Origin of the sequence: Nostoc sp. 'Peltigera membranacea cyanobiont' 210A (genome assembly GCF_002246015.1) — a bacterium.
Lineage (GTDB): Bacteria > Cyanobacteriota > Cyanobacteriia > Cyanobacteriales > Nostocaceae > Nostoc.
Genome location: NZ_NOLJ01000003.1, coordinates 370,929 through 392,856 on the forward strand (window position 1 = coordinate 370,929; position 21,928 = coordinate 392,856).

The following is a 21,928-nucleotide window of genomic DNA, read 5'->3' on the forward strand; positions in this document are numbered from 1 at the left end:
ACTCCCCACTCATACAATCCCACGCGCGGAATCGCCTGAGGTGGTGGGGGATTATATGCAGTTAATAAGCAACTATCGGAGATAAATTGCAGAGCATTAACGAAATTTTCCACGCCGCCTTCGCTAAAATACTGCCATATTTGGTTAACAATAGCCAAGGGCACGGTAGACTGGGAAATTAAATCGGGATCAAAAGCGTCATCCCCTGGCATTACAATGAGGGTTCTACCATTACGTTGCACAATTTCTTGCACTACTTCTAAGCCATAACCCCAGTAAGAGCGTCCTCCTAATAAGCGCAAAATAATTACTTGGGCAAGTTCCAAAACTTGCTCTCCATAAGTATCTATGCTTAATTGTTGCTGTAACTGCAATAGGTTGGCGACTCTTAATGCCGGAAAGCTTGGGGGTAACTTTGTCACCGCAGCTGCCAAGGTTTGAATGTCAGTATCAGCAGCCGTAATCAACACGAAAGGCGCGGGAGTTTGTTCTAAAAAAATTAAACCCTCTGACTGATTCCATCCACCCGATGTGCTACTTATACGATGCATAATCCTGTGTTACCGTTTTAAGTTATTGGTTAGTACATAATCAAAACAAACTTTTTTCCCTGGATTCAGCCCTCTCTTACCAAAATGATTGAAAATGCTTAGTTCTCCTGATTTGAGCTTTTCTCGAACCTTGCCTATTGTTGTATTTAATCAGCTTGGGGAGTTGTTAGAACAGATGGCTCAAACGGTGGGAAGTGCCGTTTTGATACTGACAGAAGCTGTGTTGGTGCGGATTTACATACCTGTGGAGTGGCAAAGGCAAAGGTTTACATTAGTGGTTTCTGAGCAGTTTAGCGTCCTTTTGGTAGGAACCTTTGAGCAAGGAAGCAGGGAAACAGAGGGGCAAGAAACTTACTCAGAAATCAATGCTCAGTTGACGTTTAATTTGGAGGCGATCGCTTCTTTTGTCTACGAATTGAGAGACTTGTTTGAGTGCGATTCTGATACTCACCAAAATCTCGAACGCTATCAGCAAATTATTAGACCTAATGATGCCACGCTCCAAAGTCAATTTACGCTGTTGTTATTAGAATATCTCCTAACTCAACCAAACCAAGAAATAATAGCACCTCTAAGCCCAGTTGGGCCAGCAGTTTATATCTGTCAGCCAGTGGAAGATGCTTTAAAAAAACAGATTTCCCAAGAGCGGTTGTTAAATCAGGTAACAACGCAGATCCGCAAAAGCCTGGATTTGCCTGTCATTATGGCAACGGTAATTACACAGGTGCGTAAGTTTCTGGAATTAGACAGATTAGTAATTTATAAATTTGAAGGTTCCCAAGTCAATAGTCAACAATACCAATCTGATAGTATTCCCCTCAATGAAACGGCACTGGCAATAGGCATGAAACTATCAGTTAGGGAACCTTCTGAAATCGATTTTTATATACACGAGAACAACAATAAAGACTCACCTTTTATATCAGTCAATAATCAACCTCTACTAGAAGATTATCAAAAATATGGAGGTTATATTGTCTATGAAGCCCGTGCTACAGATGCCATTGCATCGGTGTTGAATTACACGGAGAAAAATTGCTTTATCCGAACCTCTCAGTGTTGGGAGAAGTATCGACAAGGCTTTATCTTAGCTGTGGATGATGTCGAAAAAACTTATGCTCTGGAAGAGTGTTTGTTAAATTTTTTAAGGGAATGCCAAGTTAGGGCTAAGTTCGCTGCACCGATTATGTTTGAGGACAAACTGTGGGGATTGCTGATTGCTCATCATTGCGATGAACCCCACCAATGGAATGATAGCGAAAAAAACTTGCTGGTTGCGATCGCAGAACAATTAGCGATCGCTATTCACCAAGCTGAGTTAATGCAAACCCTCACCCAAGAAAAACAAAATCTCGAACAACGAGTTATTGAGCGCACAATGGCTCTGCGTGATGCTCTCCTCGCCGCCGAAGCTGCTAGCCGGATCAGAAGTGAGTTTCTCGCTACTATCAGTCATGAATTGCTCACGCCTTTAACTTATGTGATTGGAATGTCTTCGACGTTATTACGCTGGCCTTTGGGTGAATTGAGTCAACGACAACGCGGTTATCTGCAAACAATCCACGACAGTGGAGAACATTTATTAGAAATGATTAATGACATCCTCGATTTATCGCAAATCGAGGCTGGTAAGACAGCTTTAAATATTTCGGAATTTTCTTTGGTGAATGTTGCCGAAAATGCTGTCAAGTCACTGCGAAAAAAAGCAACAAGCGAACAAATTAATCTTATACTTGATTTGCAAATCGATCCCAGGCGCGATCGCTTTACCGCCGATGCAAAACGAGTAGAACAAATTCTTTTGAATCTGTTAACTAATGCGATTAAATTTACCCCTGAGAGTGGCAGCGTTACCTTACGTCTTTGGGTGGAAGACGACACCGCTATTTTTCAAGTAGAAGACACCGGAATTGGTATTCCTGAAGAACAATTACCATTACTGTTTGAGAAATTTCAGCAACTCGATACACCTTATCGCCGCCGCTACGAAGGAACTGGGCTTGGACTGGCTTTAACTAAACAACTTGTACAACTCCATCGGGGTCGAATTGAAGTAGAATCAACTGTAAGTATCGGCTCAATTTTTACTGTATGGATACCAACTCAGGCAGTGAGAGTGGTAGATTAGGAGTTAAGTAAGAGACGCGATGAATTGCCGTCTTTACAATAATCGGTATTTTGTAGAGACGGCGATTTATCGCATCTTTGTGATGATTTATATCATGTCCGCATAATTAATTATGCTAACCACGGTCATTGCACCCCACACGCCAGATGCTCCACTTGGGGAGACCCCAAGACCGCACTGGCTCCCCTTAATCCCCTCCCCGCTTGCGGGGAGGGGAGACAAAACGTAGTTTTGGCGGGGGTGGGGTTCTTCGGGTTAAATAAGCAATCAAGCGGACATGATATTGTTTCTTCAATTTGAGGCTAGGCTATCGAGCATTTTTTCAAAAATTTTCAACACATGCTCCTCTCCATTGTCTCTAATAAAAATGCCAAAATTTGGGTGAGAGTTGATTTCAATTAACCAATATTGATTATCTCGATCTAATACGATATCAAAACCACCATAATCAAGGTCTAACTCTTCAAAAACTGGTTGAGCAAAATTAGTAATCTCTGATATTATTTGTGGATCGTTAATATACTTGGCTTTCGCACCATCCCAGTGTAGAGGACTGAGATTACCGACAAATTTCGCATCAGATATATCTTTTTCATAGAGCAAAACCAACTCTTTATTTAAGAAAACGGCTCTATATTCAGATTTGATGTGAATAAATTCTTGAGCAAGAGCGACGTAATCATACTTATTATTGATATTAAAAATTTCTTTTAAAGCAGTCTCAATTTCATCTATATTCTTACATAAAAAGACATTATGTCCGCTTGCACCGGAGTTTCTTTTAATAATTACTGGTGTTTCAAAACTTTCTTTTATTTCCAATACGATATCTTGAATAGTTGGAAATTTTAAGTAAATCTTATATTTGGTGTCACAAAAAGGGGAAAGAAAACCCACTGTCCGAGGAAGTTTAACTTTTTTATTTAAAACATGATAAGTATATTCTTTGTCTTTGAGCAGGTGTGCTACTGCTTGATTAAGCAACGGAGTACTATAGTTACAAAAATAATGCTGTTTACGATTCAATTTTATTTTGACTAAGTTTTCCGAAGGATGAAGAATTTCATAGCTAATGTTTAAGTTTTCACAAGCTTTCAGCAATAGCAAAACATTGTCTAACATAAATACTTAAAGTTAAACTCCAAATTACGAATTACGTTAGCGTAGCGGGGCGTAGCCCATTACGAATTACGAATTACGAATTATTTTAACTTGCTGTTTGCCGTTTAAAAATTACTATCTCAGTCCCAACAACCGGGTTACGAGCTATGAGTGTATTTTGGGAGTCGATAATTTCTAAATGAGTAAAATCAAGTTCTTGAGAGCGTTGTAATATCTCCGCAGCTAGTTTGTCTTGCTGAGATTCATTGAGAGTGTACCAATCATTACTAATTTTGACAGTCAAGTTACTGGTACGGAAGTTGGCTTGAATAGACTTTATCAGACCAGAGGCAACGCGATCGCTAATTTCGGCTACCTGATTTTCAATAGCCGCAATCAAAGCTTGTTCAGGTGTCAATTCTATGATTGGTGTCGGCGTTGGTGTTGGGATTGGCGTTGGTGTTGGCGTTGGCGTAGGAATTGGTTCTGGTTCCGGCGTTGGTGGCGTAATCTGTACTTCTGGCAGTGGCGTAATTTCCTCTGGTGGCTGTGGTTCTGGTGCGACTGACTCCGGTGGAGTAGTTATCGTTGGTGTTGGTATCGGAACCTCTTCAACCGGGGGAACAGTTGCTACTTCAGTCGGTTTACCAGTAAAGATAGTCGTAGTTGTCCAAACGAGAATTACAGCAACTCCAGTCACAATTCCCGTCAAAGCTGTATCTGATAACTTTGTTGACAAATTTGATGGTAAAAACAAGCGGATTGTCCTTAACAGTCCACCCCATCGCAACTGAAGCTGCTGGAAAAAACTGGGTTTTTCCTCAGTACCAGGTGGGGGTGCTGTCTCTAGTTTTTCCACTGTTACTTCTAAAACCCCAATCGTTCCTTGGAGAAGTTGGATAATTTTAGCCTTCCAAAATGGCTGAACTCTCTGGTAAGGTTTTTGGGGAGGTTGAGTTATCTGCTCATCCGTCGGTTTTGACTGATTGTCTTGTGACATGGAACTTTCACCAAAAGCAGCGAATCAAAGACAAACAACGTACATTATTACTGGTGCTGCCTTCTTTTGCATTAATGTATCACTTCATTGCTCATTGTTTCCGCTAAACTGACTATTTATTAAATTTGGTGACTTATGAAACTGAAACGCCGTCAATTTTTATTTTTAAGTAGCGTCAGCGCCATTGGTACAGGATTTTTAAGCTGGATGTTAGCTCATCAAAATCATCAAAGTGCTGATATTAGTGATTCAACAACAGCTATAGCCGCCAACCCAGCCAAAAAAGACTTGTTATTACGTTTTGTGTCTGTAGCAGATACGGGGACTGGGGCTAAAGGACAGTATGCTGTGGCTGGAGCGATGAATGCGTACCATAAGAAAAATCCTTATGATTTAGTCGTTTTAGCTGGAGACAACATTTACAATAACGGCGAAATTGAGAAAATTAATGAAGTTTTTGAGCGTCCTTATCAAGGTTTACTCAAGCAAGGTGTGAAATTTCAGGCTTGTTTAGGTAATCACGATATTCGTACCGCCAATGGCGATCCACAAGTCAAATATGCTGGCTTTAATATGAAGGGACGTTACTATACATTTCGCCGTGGGACTGTGCAATTTTTTGCTTTAGATACTAACAGTAATGCTGATTGGAAAAACCAGCTACCTTGGTTAGAAAAAGAATTAAGTCTTAGTAATGCTCCCTGGAAAGTGGTGTTTGGTCATCATCCGATTTATTCATCGGGTCAGTATGGTAATAATCCAGATTTTATTAAAACTTTTACTCCCCTATTTAAAAAATACGGCGTTCAACTTTACATCAATGGCCACGAGCATAATTATGAACGGACTCGTGCGATTGATGGTACAACTTATTTAATTTGTGGCGCAGGTGCTGGTAATCGTCCTGTAGGGCGTTCTGAGTGGACAGGGTATTCTACTAGTGACTTAAGCTTTGCCTCTTATGAAGTGTATAAAGATAGAATAGAAATAAGTGCGATCGCTACTAATAATCGCGTTTTTGATAAAGGTCTTATTCAGTTAAAATCAGCGTAATTATTATGAAACTCAAGCGCTTGAAAATGCAATCCTTCCGTGGAATCGGCGATTTGACGCTTGAGTTCGATGAAACGAGTCCAACGGCGCTGATTGGTATTAACGGTGTGGGCAAATCTAGTATTCTTGATTGTCTCGCTATTCTTTTGTCACAGATGATAAGGGATATTGCATATGCAGAGTCAATAAAGACAAATATGCAATTTATCAATAACTTATCTTATCGTTCTAGCAATCGTCATGAATACGATAAATCTATTCCGGGAAAACCGGATATCGAAGAACGTTTCTTCAGCGAAGACGATATTACAAACGGACACAAAGAGACACATAATAGGATTAAAATTTTTCTGCAATCAAGGGAAGTAAGCTGGTTTGTTACAAACTCTAGTAAAGAAAGCAACGAAGATATAAAGAAAGAAAATGCGGAGTTAAACACAGTTACTCAAGATATTTACCGTCAGTGGAAATCAAATTCTAAGTTTAACTTGCCTTTAGCAGTTTATTACCCAGTGAAACGTTCGGTTCTTGGGATTGACATGGAGATTACAGAAACGCATTCATTGAAACAGATAGATGCTTACGATCAAGCACTAAACGGAGTACAAATTAGTTTCCATAGATTCTTTCAATGGTTTAGATCATTGGAAGATTTAGAAAACGAAGAAAGGCGGGATAATCCTGAATTTAAAACCCAGCAGCTAGAAGCAGTAAGACAATCTATTTATTCATTAATTCCAGGGTTTTCTAACTTACGGGTACGGCGTTCACCCCTGCGAATGACTGTGCGAAAACAAGGTGAAGAGCTTACAGTCAATCAACTATCTGATGGGGAGAAATGCTTGCTGGCTATGGTGGGTGATTTAGCAAGACGATTAGCAATCGCCAACCCAGGTTTAACAGAACCGCTTCAAGGTGAGGGTGTTGTTTTAATTGATGAAATTGAACTACATTTACACCCCAAATGGCAACGAGAAATTATTCCAGCTTTGACAAGAACATTCCCCAATTGCCAATTTATTGTCACCACACATTCACCTCAAGTAATTAGCCAAGTCAAGCCGGAAGGAATTTATATTCTAGAAAAAACAGACGAAGGTGTTGTTGCTAAAAAACCAGAAAGTTCTTTTGGGAGAGATAGCAATCGCATCTTAGAAGACCTCATGGGTGTTCCAGAACGTCCGCAGGAAATTAAGGAAAGTCTTTTAGAGCTTTTTCGACTAATTGATGCTGGAAATATTGAAGGTGCTAGGCAATTACGTCAACAATTGGCTATTGAAATTGGAGCAGATGAGCCAGAGTTTGTTAAAGCGGATGTACTCATTCGGCGGAAGGAAATTCTCAACCGATGAAGTACATCAAAAAGAGTCAGGAACCAGAAAAATTTACCAAGTGGAAGGCTCTGGAAAATGATGATTGGAAACCTAGCTGGGATGATAATTTTCAAACACCAGAAAAACCTGTTGTACACGATGCTCTACTGAAGGAACAGGGATGTATATGTTGCTATTGTGGAATGCGTATCACTATAAAAACTAGCCACATAGAACACCTCAAACCTCGTAGTACTTATCCAAATTTGGCACTTGAGTACACAAATCTCATCGCTTCATGTCAAGGAGAAAGTGAAGAACCTCCTACTGTTCCGGTGCATTGCGGACATAAGAAAAAGTATTGGTACGATGAAAATTTGATAGTTTCACCTTTGGAAATAAACTGTGCTGATTTTTTTAAATATCCTGCTTCTGGTGAAATTCAACCGACAGATAATCCAGGTAAAAAAGCTGTTGCTGAAACAACAATTAAGAAGCTTGCACTTGACATTGACAAACTGCAAAAGATGCGTAGAGTAGCAATTGATGCTGCATTGCTGGCTACTGAAGATTTGACTGAAATAGAAATACAACTGCTTGCTGAAGGTTATCAGGAGTTAGATGCTAATGAGCAATACACTCCCTTTTGCGCTGCAATTACCTATTTACTCAAGAATTATTTTTGATTCACATTATACTAAATAGTATTAACTTAATTCTTACCAAATAGTATATGATTCTTGAGGCAGTCATACTTCATGTTAAATCTGGTCTAGAATCAGATTTTGAAGTTGCTTTCAAAAAAGCTTCTAAAATTATCTCCTCAATGGACGGATATTTATCCCATCAATTGCATAAATGTATAGAAGTTTCAGGTAAATACTTATTACTTGTTAGATGGGAAACTTTAGAATCTCATACTGTAGGATTTAGAAGTTCTGCTGAGTATCAAGAGTGGAAAAAACTTCTGCATCATTTTTATGAACCATTTCCTACTGTTGAACATTTTGATGAAATTGAAATGTAAAAAACAAAATCCCCAACTTTTTAGAAAAGTTGGGGATCTGTGCTTTGTGGCTTTGTTTTTAAACTTTTTGCAACTGCGCTACCCTTGGGTCAACTATTTTTTGTCCCAAACTAGCAAATTTAATTGCCACAGACATCTTATTACCCGTTCCGAAAACATGAGTAATTTCACCCAGACCAAAGGTTTTGTGTAATACTCTATCGCCTACTTGCCAATTCTGCGTTGAGTCTTGTTTCCCACTAGTAGTAGAGGCAGCTTTAGTATACGTTTGACGACTCAGGCGTTGAGTAGATAATAATTCTTCTGGCAATTCGTCGAGAAATTGCGATCGCATCGCAGGTTCACGAGAACCATACAAACGCCGTTCCCGTGCGTGTGATAAAAATAACCTTTCTTGGGCGCGAGTAATGCCCACATAACACAAGCGGCGTTCTTCTTCCAAAGATGCAGGATCGCTCAGTGAACGGTAGCCGGGAAATAGCCCCTGTTCTAATCCCACCAAAAACACCACGGGAAATTCCAAACCTTTGGATGCGTGCAAAGTCATCAAAGAAACGGCTGTCTGTCCTTCTTTTAAGTTATCCAAATCGGAACTCAGGGCGGCACTACTTAAAAAATCTCGCAGAGAAACCTCTTCATTTTCTTCTTGAAATTGCAGTGCAGCGTTATAAAGTTCCTGAACGTTTTGTACCCGATCTGTGGCTTCATCTGTGCCTTGATTCATCAAGTCTTGAACGTAACCAGAATCTTCTAGTATTCCTTGCAAAACCTCTGTCACCGGAAGCGTAGCGACTTGTCCTTGCCAACGGCTGATCGTTGCGGCAAAGTTATTTACAGCTTTTGTCGCTCGTCCAGCTAATGTATTAACTGATGTTTCATCGCTGAGTATTTCCCACAAAGTTGTCCCTAATTGCTGAGATGCGTTCATCAAAGCGTCAATAGTGGTTTTGCCAATTCCCCGCCGGGGAGTATTAATAACTCGTAATAAACTGACTGTATCAGCTGGATTATTTATTGCTCTTAAATAAGCAACGACATCTTTAATTTCTTTGCGATCGTAAAATCTCATTCCCCCCACAACTGTGTAAGGAATTTGATATTTCACCAACAATTCTTCAAAGGGACGAGATTGAGCATTTGTCCGATAAAGTATGGCAAAACTACCCCAATCTAACTCTGGATTTTGCTGTTCTAAAGTGCTAATCTGATTAATTACAAATGCCGCTTCTGCAAGTTCTTCATCGGCTTTGTGACAAGTAATCTGTTCACCCGTCCCCCGCGTCGCTTTCAGGACTTTATCAATCCGTTGGGTGTTATTTTCAATCAGTTCATTAGCCGCTTGCAGAATGTTTTCACAAGAACGATAGTTTTCTTCTAGCTTCACCATCGTTCGGGTGTCATCATCTACCAAACCATCGCCAAAGTCTTCCTGAAATCCTAGCAAGATGGTGAAATCTGCCATCCGAAAGCTGTAAATTGATTGGTCTGCATCGCCGACAACAAAAACTGAGCGATTTTCCCATTGCCATTCGCTCTTTTTGGTTTCGCCATTAGTAACTAATAAATTAATAAGTTGATACTGAGTGCGGTTAGTATCCTGATATTCATCTACGAGGATATGACGAAATTTGCGATGCCAGTAACCCAATACCTGCTCGTTTTGTTGAAATAATCTAGTAGGTACAAGAATAAGATCGTCAAAGTCAAGAGCGTTATTTTGCGCTAACTTATCTTGATATAAATTGTAAACTTGGGCAATTACCCGTCCGCGATAATTTGGTTGATCTTGCTCAAATTCTTGGGGTGATAAACCTTGGTTTTTAGCGTTACTAATAGCGTAGCGAACAGAGCGGGCGTCAAACTTCTTATCGTCTAAATTTAGCTCTTTATTAACGATTTCTTTGATCAGACTGATAACATCTGATTCATCAAAAATAGAGAAATTACGATTCCACTTGCGTCCTTTTTCGTCTACGTATTTTTCAATATCAAAGCGCAGAATGCGAGAAAATAGACTGTGGAAAGTGCCACACCACAAATCTTTGATCGTGTTTTTGTAAACTTGCGATCGCAGTAGCGTTTGTTGGTATTCTGTCAACAAATCCAACCGCTTACCGTGTTGTTTCATTGCCAGTTGTTCCGCAAACAGCCGTTGAATCCGTTCTTTCATCTCCCGCGCGGCTTTATTGGTAAAAGTAACCGCCAGGATATTTTCTGGATCGACACGGTGTTTCAGAATCAGATTTGCAATGCGATAAGTCAGCGCTCGTGTTTTACCGGAACCTGCGCCAGCAACAACTAGCAACGGGCCGCAGTAATGTTCGACAGCTTGACGTTGGCTAGGGTTAAGGTGACTGAGAAAGTCGATGGTTGTTGTCATAGATGTGAAAAAGCGATGTCTCCGAGGGTCACTGAGCGCAGCCGTTCGCGCAGCGTCTCGTAGAGAAGTGCGGGCTACGCCTACGCCTGGGGTCACATCAATAGAAAGTCGCTATTGCCCAGATTACAACATCCTAACGAAACTTGGTCAACAAAGATTGTGTGGCAATCTTCTTAACCAGAATGGTACTGCAAATCATCCCTTTCGACCAAAAATTGCTGGATGAAGGTTGGATGTTATACAGCCAGCGTCCTGATAAAGATTGGGGACTAACTGACTGTATTAGCTTTGCGGTGATGACACAGGAAGGGATTACTTAAGCCTTTACATCTGACCGGCATTTTGAGCAAGCAGGATTTACAAAACTGTTGTAAATCAAAAAATACTGGGATTTAGACAAAGTTTGTGTTGTGGCAATTCATAATTGCCCTGACAATACGTTAACTTTTCTACGTAGAAAAGTTAGCCACTAGTTATTCCGGCGCGTTGTGTCGTAAAATCAGCCACGGGGAATCAAACATCAAAACATGATGAGCAAGCTTTAACTTGTTCTGTTGTCAACAGTAGGGGCAATTAAATTAATAAATTGCCCCAATACGTTTTCGTGGGGACATGAAAATGTTTCCTAGACCGTGGTTTATTTGCTTGCAAAACGCTGTACATATCTAACTGAGAGTATAGTCACCAATCGGACTATTCACACCTTGAGTACCCAATTGACATTAGGTAACAATACACGATACATCATCATTGAACCGTTAAATTTTTAAAGATGAAAAATTTCTTTAATTGCAGGTTTTACCAGTATAAAGAGGGGTGGATATGGATTTTAGCTTAATTGTATCCAACATTTTGAATCCGCCAATCTTGTTTTTCTTTTTAGGCATGACTGCTGTTTTTGTCAAGTCTGATTTGGAAATTCCCCCACCAGTACCCAAACTCCTTTCGTTGTATTTGCTGTTTGCAATTGGTTTTAAAGGAGGGGTAGAACTAATCAAAAGCGGACTGAATCAGGAAGTAATTTTAACACTCCTGGCAGCAATGTTGATGGCTTGTTTTGTTCCAATTTACACCTTTTTTATCTTAAAGTGGAAACTGGATACTTACGATGCTGCGGCGATCGCAGCAACCTACGGTTCTATCAGTGCCGTCACTTTCATCACTGCCGGCGCTTTTCTCACTGAGCTTGGTATTCAGTATGATGGTTACATGGTAGCAGCTCTTGCCCTGATGGAATCTCCGGCGATCATTGTTGGTCTGATTTTGGTGAGTATATTCACCGCCGATGAAAAGCGAGAGTTTGCTTGGTCAGAAGTTTTGCAAGAAGCATTTCTTAATAGTTCAGTTTTTCTACTAGTTGGTAGCCTCTTAATCGGTGTCTTGACAGGAGAACGTGGTTGGCACGTATTAGAACCCTTTGCTCAAGGGTTGTTTTATGGCATTCTCACCTTCTTTTTACTAGATATGGGACTGGTGGCTGCCAGAAGAATTAAAGACTTGCAAAAAACCGGAGTTTTCCTGATTTTATTTGCCATACTAATTCCAATACTCAATGCAGGCATTGGGTTAGCGATCGCCAAATTCATCGGTATGCCTCAGGGAAATTCGCTGTTATTCGCTGTATTGTGTGCCAGCGCTTCTTACATTGCTGTGCCGGCGGCGATGCGGATGACTGTTCCCGAAGCAAATCCCAGCCTATATGTTTCTACCGCTCTAGCAGTCACATTTCCGTTCAATATTATTGTGGGAATTCCGCTATATCTCTACGGAATTAACCTATTCTGGAGGTAATAATATGCACGTAGTTAAAAAGATAGAAATTATCGCCAACTCTTTTGAACTTGCCAAAATTTTAGATAGTTTAGACAAGTCCGGTGTACATAGTCATGCCGTCATTAGAAATGTTGTTGGCAAAGGATTACGAGGAACAACAGAAGATTTAGACATGACCATGCTTGATAATGTTTACATCCTCGCGTTTTGTATGCCAGAAGAACTCAAGCGTGTTGTCGAAAATATCAGACCACTGCTTAATAAGTTCGGAGGTACTTGCTACGTTTCCGATGTGATGGAGATTCGCTCTGTCAGATGTGTCGCGTCGATTTAAGAGAGTTATAAATTCAATGAAGCATTTCATGGAACGTCGTGACTTTTTGAAGTTAGGAATGACCGGGGCATTTGGAATGATGCTATCTGCCAGCGATTTACTCTGGCGGGTAGAACAGGCTAAAGCTGCCGAAATCCCCTCAACTTCTGCTGAATCCCTCAATCCCGATGCCGCCTTACAAAAGCTGATCGAGGGAAATCAGCGATTTGTCAATCATCATCCCCAATACCCCGATCAATCTGAACTGCGGCTGCACGAAGTTGCTCAAGCTCAACATCCATTTGCAACCATCCTTAGTTGTGCGGATTCACGAGTCCCCGCAGAAATTGTTTTCGATCAAGGCATTGGAGACATTTTTGATGTGCGGATTGCCGGAAATATTGCCACACATGAAGCGATCGGTAGTATTGAATATGCAGTTGTCTTATTAGGTTCTCCGCTGCTGATGGTGATGGGTCATGAGCGTTGTGGCGCAGTAACCGCCGCTGTCCAAAAGGAATCATTACCTGGTGATATTAGTACTTTTGTTAAGGCAATTAAGCCAGCCCTGAAAAGGGTCAAGGATCAGCCGGGTGATGCAGTTGAAAACGCTGTGGTGGCAAATGTCCAATATCAAATTGAACGGTTGCAGCGATCAAAGCTTTTAACTAAGCAGGTGGAGTCGGGCAAATTGAAAATTGTCGGGGGTCGTTACGATTTAGATACAGGGAGAGTGACTATTATTACTTAATTTGGCAGAGGATTATTAATAATTAAACAATTGAAAATTCAAAAATTCTTGGAGACTCTGATTCCCATCTGAAAAACTCTTTGCTATTCACTGATATCATGTCCGGGTGCTTACCCATAATAAAAGAACCCCACCCCCGCCAAAGCTGTGCTTTGTCTCCCCNGGGGAGACAAAGCACAGCTTTGGCGGGGGTGGGGTTCTTATGATTAGGTGAAAAGAGAAAGGAGTAGGGGGAGATGAGGGGAATAACCTATGCCCCAGTTCCCAGTCCCCAGTCCCCAATACCCTCAATCCTGCACAGTCATTGGCAGACGAATAGTGAAAGTAGAGCCAATTCCTGGCTGACTTTTGACAATAATTTCACCACCCATCATCTGGCAAAAGTGGCGGCTAATTGCCAACCCCAATCCCGTACCTCCATACTTTTTCGTAGTCGAGGTATCTCCTTGTGTAAAAGGTTGAAATAACTGCTGCTGTTGACGGTTAGACATACCGATACCTGTGTCGGTAACAGTGAAAATAATGCTGCCTAAAGGAGCATCCGGTCGAAATTCATCCTTTTCTCTGTTGACTGTCAAAGTAACCTTGCCGTTTGTAGTGAATTTACTGGCGTTGCTGAGTAAGTTTAACAATACCTGCCGCATCCTAGTTTGATCGGCATACATGGTGCCAAGTTGCTCATCAAAATCCACTTCTAAAACATTGGCATTTTTTTCTATAGCTGGTTTGACTGTGAGAACAACGTTATGAATCAGCGTTGCAATCTCGAATGTTTCAGGATAGAGGGTCATTTTCCCCGCTTCGATTTTTGACAAGTCGAGGATTTCGTTAATCAAGTGCAGTAGATGCCTACCAGCAGCGTTAATTGTTTCTAAATCTGTGATAAAATCTGCCGATAAACCAAGATCGGTAGCGTCGTCTTGTAGTAGTTGGCTTAAGCCAATGACAGCATTTAATGGTGTGCGTAATTCGTGGCTGACATTGGCCAAAAATACGCTTTTTGCTTTGCTAGCAGCTTCGGCTAATTCTTTAGCTTGTTGTAGTTCTTTTGTTCGCTGAGATACTCGCTCAATCAGATGATTTAGAGATTTGGCGAGTAGGCCAATTTCATCTTCAGTGGTAACGGGCGCTCGTAAATCGAAATTATGTTTCCTGGCAACTTGTTCAGCTACTTGGGTTACAGTGATCACTGGTTCAGCGATCGCTCGACTGGTACGCCAAGCTACAATAGCTGCGATCGCTACCGAAACCAGCATACTCGCGATCACGATGAATCGCTCAACTATTCTCGCCTGCTCAACGGCTCTTTGCCTTTCTTGCTCTTGATCTTCAGCAGTTTGCAGGATGTTAGTCAAGCTTTGAGAAAGCTGATCTAGTTGCATGGCTGTTTCACCACGCATTATTGTTAATAACTGCGATCGGGCCGAAGAAATCTGCTGAGGCTGCACTTTTTGAGAGTCAATTTTCTGTAAGACGACCTCGATTTGGTCAACGTAGGCATTTAAATTATTTTTGTAATCCAGCAATAACGTCTGTAAAGTCGAACTTGTTGCTGCTAGTCTTTTAGGTTTACTATCAAGAAATCCGCCAATTTTTGACTCTAGTTGCTTGGCTTTTTCAACATTCTTCAGAAAATCAGCTTTTTTGTTTTGCAGTTGTTGTGAATTTTCTAATACAGCAACTAGGTTAGAACTATGTAATTGCGCCCCTACTACTGCATCCTTATAATTACTCAGTAGTTGTCCTTGTTCATAAGCTTGATTGAATTGTCTAACTTCCCTTCCCCGGTAGTAATTAGCAATCACTAACCCAGTCAGTGAGCCAAAAAAGCCAATTCCAATAGCTACAAAGTACCCATAGCCAATTTTTTGATGGATACGCCAAGAACTAGCTTTGAGTTTCCCTCGTGAAGGAAATTCTATAGTTGGGAGTTCGTCTGTCGATGGCTCTTCGGCTGACACTTTTTTGCTTTCTGAACTGCTGTAGATAGGGGTTGGCTTTTGAGGAAGGCATTTCTCAAACCTCCTTGCCTTCCCGCAAAAATAATCAAATTAGTCTAGATTGTCAAAATACCTTAATTTAGTCATTAACATCTACATTATCTTCTTTTATCGCAAGAGCAAATGATTGCTTGCGAGATAATTAGCATCATCTTAGATAAGATAAGTAATTTTTACAACAAATTTTATAAGTATAATTACTAAGTTTAATAGAATTTACTTTTTTTAGGAGCAACGATATAGTTTCCTGCACTAAAGACCCTCCTGAGAGCGTCTTCTCCTTACTACACTACTTTCCACAATATGCGGTTGATAGCAAGCAATGAGTTCTTGCGATCGCCTACGCCATTACTCTACCTTATAAAATTAATACAATCAGGAGAAAAACAAAAGGTTTGATACTTCTTGGGGATTAGGGATTGGGCAAAAGAGTGCTGAGTTTTGTTTATCTCCTTGCCTCCCTAATCCCAGGCACCTATATCATAAAACAGCTTCTAAGTCTAGTCTAGATGAACACAGAAAAATTTTTATTAGGTATTAATATCAAGACGAATGCGTTAATTGACGAACGCGGCTTAAGATAGCTTTAATATCGGCTAAAATCGGCTTCTAGGCTTATATAAATGAGAAGCGGAGTGATTTTTGCATGATTTGTACTTAGATTTAGTACGATTATGAGCAAATGCCACGGAATGGGATAATCACAACCTGAGGATTCCAATTGATTCCAAAAATAGAACTCAGGAAGTTGATTATAATACATCCTGCTGCCTTCTGAGTTCTATCCTCCTACTGACTGTCTACCTTGTAGTTGATGCAGTAGATAGTATGGGGCAAGTATGGTTATAGGACACTAAAATCTTTTTGTGCCTTTCACCAAATTGTACTGATTCGCAAGTACATTACCTAATCAACAACCTTTTGGTTGTAATTATCCAGATTAGAAAAACTCAACTGTCAAATTAATAGGAGTGAAAATGCCAGAACAAGAATTTACCGAAAACGCATCTAAAGAGACTACAGTGGCAGAGATCAACAACCAAACGGGAACTATCACCAAACTCCAGCCTCCGGCACAGCCTCAAGACGAATGGGTAAAATACGGGGAGCAAATTTCTACCTTTTTAGCAACATTACCAGATTATTTGGGAAGCTTCTTTAATCAATATAAGCAACCCCTGGTAACAGTTGGTTTAATTGTAGGATCAATTGTTGCCGTTAAAGTACTCTTGGCAATATTAGATGCTTTGAATGATATCCCTTTGGTAGCACCTACTTTTGAGCTGATCGGTATTGGTTACTCTGCCTGGTTTGTTTACCGCTATTTACTCAAAGCCTCAACCAGGAAAGAGTTAACTAGTGAAATCACCACTCTTAAATCACAAGTTGTCGGTAAACAAATTCCAGAAGCTTAATATCTAATTATCGCTTCTCTATGAGACGCTACGCGTAGCTTGCTCCTGTGAGAAGTACGCTCTAATTCTAAATCCCCGAAGACTGGACACCGACTTTCGGCGTCCAGTCTTCTCTCAAAGTTCCTGACAAAATTTTTAACAATTTGTAATATCAAGACTACACCCATAACGCTAGTACCCGTAGAAGTCGCTGCCTGCGATCCTTGGTTTAATTACGAATTAGTAATTATTGTTGAGGCGAACCTCCGGTGGGCAATTTAACTTTTGGGTTCGGTTTTGGAGTCTGTGGAAGTTCTGTAGATATTTTAGGCGATGCCTGCGGCGGGCTACTCCTACGCACTATATTAGGAGATGTAATTGCCGACAGTTTGCCCCGTTTGACTAAAGCTTGATGAATCATCGCCGCCACTTCTGCCCGACTAGCTACTTTGTTGGGATCGAGGACTTGGGGATTTGGATAGTTAACTACCAGACCATTGGTTGTAGCAGCAGCTATTTTGCCTATAGCATAAGGTGGAATATCTTTAGCATCTTTATAGACACTAATAATCTGATTTGGCGAAGTGGGGGCTTTCAAATTTAACCCACTAACAAGGGCAACTAAAACTTGCACTCGTGAAATATTTTGTTGTGGTTTGAAGGTTTTTTTCGGGTAGCCCTTGAGAAATCCCGCACTGATAGCTTGGTCAATTGCTGAAGTTGCCCAGAATTTTGTTGGTACATCTTGAAATGCGATCGCAGTTTTAGACGGTTCTTGGTCAAAAGCTTTTTCTAGTATGGCAGCAAATTCGGCGCGGTTTACAGGCTGATTTGGTCTAAAAGAATAATCAGGAAACCCTTTGAGAATCCCACGGGCAGAAAGAACGTCTATAAAACGCCGACTCCAAAAGTTATTGGGCACATCATTAAATGCAATTGGCGGCGGAATGATTGATTTTGGTCTTGCCGGAGTTACTAAAGGCAACGCTGATGATTTGAGTGATGACTCAAGTTCTGTTGGAGGGGATACAGGCGTTTGTGGTTGTGGGGATGGAGTTGGGATTACCAAAATAGATGGTAACATGGCGCGGTAAGGAGTTGCGCTGTTAGTTGGGAATGAAGGTGTCTTGGGTTCAACAACAGCTTCCGGTGAAGAATAGGGCAAAACGTTGTTGGGGACTGTATAAGGTTCTACCTTGGCAGTAGGAGAGGGCAATACTGGATTTGGTCGAACACTAGGAGACGGAGTGGAGGAAGGCAACAGCAGCCCGTTTAAGTTCCAACTAGAATCTCTGCGGGACAACGACCAAAAAAGAATCGCTCCGATAGTGGTAAAGGCAACCAGAATGGCTATAAATTCATCAAAGCCAAGGGCAGTTTTTTGAGATGACTCCGGTTCGGAAGGAGGTCTATTTGTCATCGTGATTACCCTGGTAGCAGTAAAAATTTGTGTCTAAACAAATTAAGCCACAGATGACTCTTTTACACCAGCCCTTTTTTAATTCGTAATTCGTAATGACGCTCGCGGACTCGCTACCGCTACGCTAACGTAATTCGTAATTTGTAGTACGGTATTAGATTTCTGGTTCAACGCCGAGCGATCGCAATTGGGCAGCTAGGCGATCGGCTCTTTGGGATTCCTGTTCTGCTCTTTGGGATTCCTGTTCTGCTCTTTGGGATTCCTGTTCTGCTCTTTGGGATTCCTGTTCTGCTCTTTGGGATTCCTGTTCTGCTCTTTCATCGCCACTCAACAACAAATTGCCTTCTAAATCCCACCAACGCAGCCAGGGTAATTCTACATTCTGATAAACTCCCTGCCATAAACCTAATTCAACACCCAAAGCAACTATAGGATAATGTCCTCGTTCATTTGCTGGTAATATCTGATACCGTCCTTCAATCAGATGATAAACTTCTAGGTTGGCTTTACTCGCTTCATAAATGCCGTAGAAGGCAGGACGAATCACTTGCTCATAAATCCAAAATTTACCCTTCAAAGGAGTTTTATCCCGTTCTTCACTACCGTCCCCAGAGACAAATTCTAAGACAATCAACGGGGCAATAAACTCTCGCCACAACACATAAGAACGTCGCGTTTGCCCATTGAGCAAAAATGGTACATTCGGTACATAAAACCAATCTGGTGCTTCTGCGCCTTTTTCAAGGGGATCGGTTAAGCGCCAGTAAATGCCTAAGTCTTGCCCTATACAGTATTCACCTTCAGGATTTAATTGTTTGAGGATGGGTGTAATAGAGTCAGTTAGTAGGATGCTTTGGGGATGCTCTTGCCAATTTTTGCCTTCGGCACGCTCCGCGAACACGAACGTACCATTAGACTCAGGAAGTTGAGTATGATCCGGGAAGGGAAAAGGAGTGAGAGCGTTGGGTGGATTGGTTACAGAGGTCATAACGCTACCTTTGCACTCTTCGTAAAGGTTATTTTTAGTTTAGCTTGCGTAGGCGTAGCCCGTCGTAGACATCGCTCTCTAAATATTCTCCGCCCAAATCAGAAATCGCACGCCAATTACTTCCAGTCACCTGAGAAAGATTTTCACCTTGACAGACCACTAGTCTTACTAAATACCCAAACCAAAACCGGATTTTGAGGGTGGCAGAATGTAAAATATTAACTTATTGTTTACCTGTCTTTGAAAAAATCAGGGTGTCTAGTGCCAGAAGAATTCAGTTACCAAATTTCACCACCATTTTTGTCTGAGGGAAGCGATCGCGATCTTAGTTTAGATTCAACCCTCCAAGAACTACCAATGTATAACTTCTCGGTGGAAATCAGCCACACTGGGATGGAAGTGGCTAGTTTTTTGGACAAATACCCCTTGCTACCAGGAGTAATTTTGGTAGAACAGGGACATTTCATTGGGATGATTTCGCGACGGCGACTACTAGAATTTTTGATTCGTCCATTCGGACAAGAGTTATTTGTTCAGCAACCATTAGCTGTTCTCTACAGCTATGTGCGGACATCGATGTTGCTTGTTACTGATACAACATCGATTTTAACAACAATGCAACTTAGCTTAAAGCGATCGCCAGAATTATTAGCAGAACCAATTGTAGTACAAACCGAATCTGGTGCTTATAGATTGTTAGATGTCCAAGAATTAAATATTATTTCTTGGCAAATTCGGGGAATCGACAATCTAATCCGCTATGAACGCAGTCAAGCCCAAATGATTCAAAATGATAAAATGGCAAACTTGGGGCGTTTAGTAGACGGCGTAGCCCACGAAGTTTTAGACCCAGTGGGTTTTATTTGGGGTAACATAATTTATGTTTCAAACTACAGTCAAGATTTACTCAAACTAATAGCCGCTTACGATCGAGAGTTGCCATCAGTTTCTCAGGCAATTAATCAGATTAAAGAAGAGATTGAATTTGATTTTTTAGAGCAAGATTTGTCGCGATCGCTTGCTAGTATTCGCACGGGAGCGGAAAGATTAAAAAAACTCGTTACTAGTTTACAAAACTTCTGTCATATTGATGAAGTTTTTCCCAAGCCAGTAGACTTACACGCCTGTATAGATAGCATTATTTTATTAATTAATAGCCGTCTTCAAGGAGAAATCGAAATCGTCAAATACTACGGTCAATTACCCCCAGTGTATTGCTTTATGGGGCAATTAAACCAGGTTTTGATGAATATTTTAAGTGAAGTTGTGGATACTTTACTCAATGAAGCAGTGCGACAGCAGTTACATTTAGAAGAGACAAAGACTGTTCAAAAACCCCGAATTGAGATTACCACAGAAGTTATATCACAAGAAGCAAGCAAACCAGATGCACCAGATTCTCGCTGGGTTTTAATTCGCATTGCTGACAATGGCTCTGGAATGTCTGAAGAATTGCAACAGCAAATTATGGAGTCTTTTTCTCTGGAAACAAAGAATGGTAAAAATACTGGTTTAGCAGTAAGTTATCGAATTATCACCGTCAGACATGGCGGAAAATTAAATTTCCATTCACAGATTGGTATAGGTACAAAATTTGAAATTTTATTGCCTTTAGTTTGATTGATTACGAATTACGAATTAACGTTATGTTAGATTACTGGACAAACTTCCTGCTGGATAGGAATTTGAATCACAAACTCCGTTCCTTTTCCAGGTGTTGAAAAAACTTCTAACTTGCCGCCATGTTTTTCGGTGATGATTTGATAGCTGATAGCCATTCCCATTCCTGTTCCCTTACCAACAGGTTTGGTTGTGAAGAAGGGATTGAAAATCTGTTTTTGAATAGATTCAGGAATTCCAGAGCCATTATCTGCGATCGCAATTTTTACCCATTGCAAATCAACGACAGAGGTACGAATCGTGATACAACTGGGATGATCGCGGATTTCCTGATAAGTTCGTTGAGCATTGAGTTCTTCGAGAGCATCGAGAGCATTTACTAGAATATTCATAAACACTTGGTTTAGCTGTCCAGCGTAGCACTCTACATGAGATAAATTGCCGTATTCTCTGATAATTTGAACCCCTGAGCTTTTATCAGTGGCTTTCAGGCGGTGCTGCAAAATCATCAAAGTATTGTCGATGCCTTCATGAATATCTACGGCTTTGAACTCACTTTCATCCAGGCGCGAGAAGTTACGCAGTGACAGCACAATCTCTCGAATACGCTCCGTCCCAATATTCATTGAGTGCAATACCATAATTGCGTCTTTTTCTAGAAACTCTAAATCGATGGTTTTGCGTTCGGTTTGAATTTCAGCAGGTGGATTGGGGAAATAACGGTGATAAAGCTGGACAAGTCGCAATAAGTCATGGGTATATTGGCTGATATGGGTGATATTTCCGTAAATAAAGCTAACGGGATTGTTGATTTCATGAGCAATCCCAGCCACCATTTGACCAAGAGCAGACATCTTTTCACTTTGAATTATTTGAGCCTGCATTTTATGCAAACTATTTAACGTATTTTCTAACTCTTGGCCTCTTTGCTGCAAGTTTGTTTGAGAGTCTTCTAACTCACAAATGACTTTCTTAAGTAAAAACTCTTTTGTTGCAATGTCAGTTTCTAACTGGCGGCGTTCATTTTGGCATCGTTCCAGCTTTTTGTGCAAGATGCGGTTTGTTTTTTCTAACTCTTGAATCTGTATGGAATTGTCTTGGTTATCCATACACCAC

The 21,928-nt window shown here is 40.8% G+C and carries 19 protein-coding genes and 1 pseudogene; 11 read left to right on the forward strand and 9 right to left on the reverse strand.

Annotation, left to right across the window (positions count from 1 at the left end; all coding sequences use genetic code 11):
• Nucleotides 1-551 (reverse strand): annotated as a pseudogene (locus CDG76_RS10745) (cobaltochelatase subunit CobN); the annotation flags it as partial.
• A gap of 94 nt (nucleotides 552-645) precedes the next feature.
• Between CDG76_RS10745 and CDG76_RS10750 the strand changes: the two are divergent.
• On the forward strand, nucleotides 646-2,679 hold the full coding sequence (locus CDG76_RS10750; protein ID WP_094349015.1) for a GAF domain-containing sensor histidine kinase: 2,034 nt from the start codon (nucleotides 646-648) through the stop codon (nucleotides 2,677-2,679).
• Nucleotides 2,680-2,970: 291 nt separating this feature from the next.
• On the opposite strand, the gene CDG76_RS10755 is transcribed toward CDG76_RS10750, so the two are convergent.
• Together CDG76_RS10755 and CDG76_RS10760 are read right to left on the reverse strand one after the other, a co-directional pair.
• Nucleotides 2,971-3,801, reverse strand: a complete 831-nt coding sequence (locus CDG76_RS10755; protein ID WP_094349016.1) for an ATP-grasp domain-containing protein — start codon at nucleotides 3,799-3,801, stop codon at nucleotides 2,971-2,973.
• 85 nt (nucleotides 3,802-3,886) lie between these two features.
• On the reverse strand, nucleotides 3,887-4,780 hold the full coding sequence (locus tag CDG76_RS10760) for a hypothetical protein (RefSeq protein WP_094349017.1): 894 nt from the start codon (nucleotides 4,778-4,780) through the stop codon (nucleotides 3,887-3,889).
• A gap of 135 nt (nucleotides 4,781-4,915) precedes the next feature.
• Between CDG76_RS10760 and CDG76_RS10765 the strand changes: the two genes are divergently transcribed.
• From CDG76_RS10765 to CDG76_RS10780, 4 genes are read left to right on the forward strand one after another with little or no spacing between them, the layout of a single operon-like run.
• On the forward strand, nucleotides 4,916-5,833 hold the full coding sequence (locus tag CDG76_RS10765; RefSeq protein WP_094349018.1) for a metallophosphoesterase family protein: 918 nt from the start codon (nucleotides 4,916-4,918) through the stop codon (nucleotides 5,831-5,833).
• 5 nt (nucleotides 5,834-5,838) lie between these two features.
• Nucleotides 5,839-7,185: an AAA family ATPase gene (locus tag CDG76_RS10770; protein WP_094349019.1), complete on the forward strand. Its 1,347-nt coding sequence runs from the start codon at nucleotides 5,839-5,841 to the stop codon at nucleotides 7,183-7,185.
• Nucleotides 7,182-7,832: a retron system putative HNH endonuclease gene (locus CDG76_RS10775; RefSeq protein ID WP_094349020.1), complete on the forward strand. Its 651-nt coding sequence runs from the start codon at nucleotides 7,182-7,184 to the stop codon at nucleotides 7,830-7,832. Before CDG76_RS10770 ends, CDG76_RS10775 begins: the two co-directional genes overlap by 4 nt.
• Nucleotides 7,833-7,879: 47 nt before the next feature.
• Complete coding sequence (locus tag CDG76_RS10780; RefSeq protein ID WP_094349021.1) at nucleotides 7,880-8,173, forward strand: antibiotic biosynthesis monooxygenase family protein; 294 nt, start codon at nucleotides 7,880-7,882, stop codon at nucleotides 8,171-8,173.
• A gap of 58 nt (nucleotides 8,174-8,231) precedes the next feature.
• On the opposite strand, the gene pcrA is transcribed toward CDG76_RS10780, so the two are convergent.
• The gene (gene pcrA / locus CDG76_RS10785; RefSeq protein WP_094349022.1) at nucleotides 8,232-10,553 is read right to left on the reverse strand and encodes a DNA helicase PcrA; all 2,322 of its coding nucleotides are present in this window, start codon (nucleotides 10,551-10,553) and stop codon (nucleotides 8,232-8,234) included.
• A 143-nt stretch (nucleotides 10,554-10,696) separates the two neighbouring features.
• Here pcrA and CDG76_RS37245 point away from each other — a divergent pair, with 143 nt between their 5' ends.
• From CDG76_RS37245 to CDG76_RS10800, 4 genes are all read left to right on the forward strand, one after another.
• Entirely contained in the window at nucleotides 10,697-10,873 is a 177-nt protein-coding gene (locus CDG76_RS37245; RefSeq protein ID WP_190240837.1) for a hypothetical protein, read from the forward strand.
• A gap of 502 nt (nucleotides 10,874-11,375) precedes the next feature.
• Complete coding sequence (locus CDG76_RS10790; RefSeq protein WP_094349023.1) at nucleotides 11,376-12,344, forward strand: sodium-dependent bicarbonate transport family permease; 969 nt, start codon at nucleotides 11,376-11,378, stop codon at nucleotides 12,342-12,344.
• A 4-nt stretch (nucleotides 12,345-12,348) separates the two neighbouring features.
• On the forward strand, nucleotides 12,349-12,660 hold the full coding sequence (locus tag CDG76_RS10795; protein ID WP_094349024.1) for a P-II family nitrogen regulator: 312 nt from the start codon (nucleotides 12,349-12,351) through the stop codon (nucleotides 12,658-12,660).
• Between the two features lie 28 nt (nucleotides 12,661-12,688).
• Nucleotides 12,689-13,390 (forward strand): carbonic anhydrase, encoded by a 702-nt coding sequence (locus tag CDG76_RS10800; protein WP_094349397.1) that lies wholly within the window; start codon nucleotides 12,689-12,691, stop codon nucleotides 13,388-13,390.
• Between the two features lie 287 nt (nucleotides 13,391-13,677).
• Here the strand turns inward: CDG76_RS10800 and CDG76_RS10805 are convergent, their stop codons facing one another.
• Complete coding sequence (locus tag CDG76_RS10805; RefSeq protein ID WP_190240820.1) at nucleotides 13,678-15,351, reverse strand: sensor histidine kinase; 1,674 nt, start codon at nucleotides 15,349-15,351, stop codon at nucleotides 13,678-13,680.
• A 1,016-nt stretch (nucleotides 15,352-16,367) separates the two neighbouring features.
• On the opposite strand from CDG76_RS10805, the gene CDG76_RS10810 reads away from it, so the two are divergent.
• Nucleotides 16,368-16,805, forward strand: coding sequence for a CAAD domain-containing protein (locus CDG76_RS10810; RefSeq protein ID WP_094349026.1), 438 nt, complete (start codon nucleotides 16,368-16,370; stop codon nucleotides 16,803-16,805).
• Between the two features lie 226 nt (nucleotides 16,806-17,031).
• Here CDG76_RS10810 and CDG76_RS10815 read toward each other — a convergent pair whose 3' ends face one another.
• The 3 genes from CDG76_RS10815 to CDG76_RS39045 all read right to left on the reverse strand — a co-directional run bounded on the left by CDG76_RS10815 (nucleotide 17,032) and on the right by CDG76_RS39045 (nucleotide 19,352).
• Nucleotides 17,032-18,204, reverse strand: a complete 1,173-nt coding sequence (locus CDG76_RS10815) for an S-layer homology domain-containing protein (RefSeq protein ID WP_094349027.1) — start codon at nucleotides 18,202-18,204, stop codon at nucleotides 17,032-17,034.
• 154 nt (nucleotides 18,205-18,358) lie between these two features.
• On the reverse strand, nucleotides 18,359-19,192 hold the full coding sequence (locus tag CDG76_RS10820) for a Uma2 family endonuclease (protein WP_094349028.1): 834 nt from the start codon (nucleotides 19,190-19,192) through the stop codon (nucleotides 18,359-18,361).
• A 34-nt stretch (nucleotides 19,193-19,226) separates the two neighbouring features.
• Complete coding sequence (locus tag CDG76_RS39045) at nucleotides 19,227-19,352, reverse strand: hypothetical protein (protein WP_262984319.1); 126 nt, start codon at nucleotides 19,350-19,352, stop codon at nucleotides 19,227-19,229.
• 101 nt (nucleotides 19,353-19,453) lie between these two features.
• Between CDG76_RS39045 and CDG76_RS10825 the strand changes: the two genes are divergently transcribed.
• Nucleotides 19,454-20,812 carry a sensor histidine kinase gene (locus CDG76_RS10825; RefSeq protein ID WP_094349029.1) on the forward strand — a complete coding sequence of 453 codons (1,359 nt, stop codon included), beginning with the start codon at nucleotides 19,454-19,456 and terminating at the stop codon, nucleotides 20,810-20,812.
• Between the two features lie 29 nt (nucleotides 20,813-20,841).
• Here the strand turns inward: CDG76_RS10825 and CDG76_RS10830 are convergent, their stop codons facing one another.
• Nucleotides 20,842-21,921, reverse strand: coding sequence for a sensor histidine kinase (locus tag CDG76_RS10830; RefSeq protein ID WP_094349030.1), 1,080 nt, complete (start codon nucleotides 21,919-21,921; stop codon nucleotides 20,842-20,844).
• Nucleotides 21,922-21,928 lie beyond the last annotated feature (7 nt).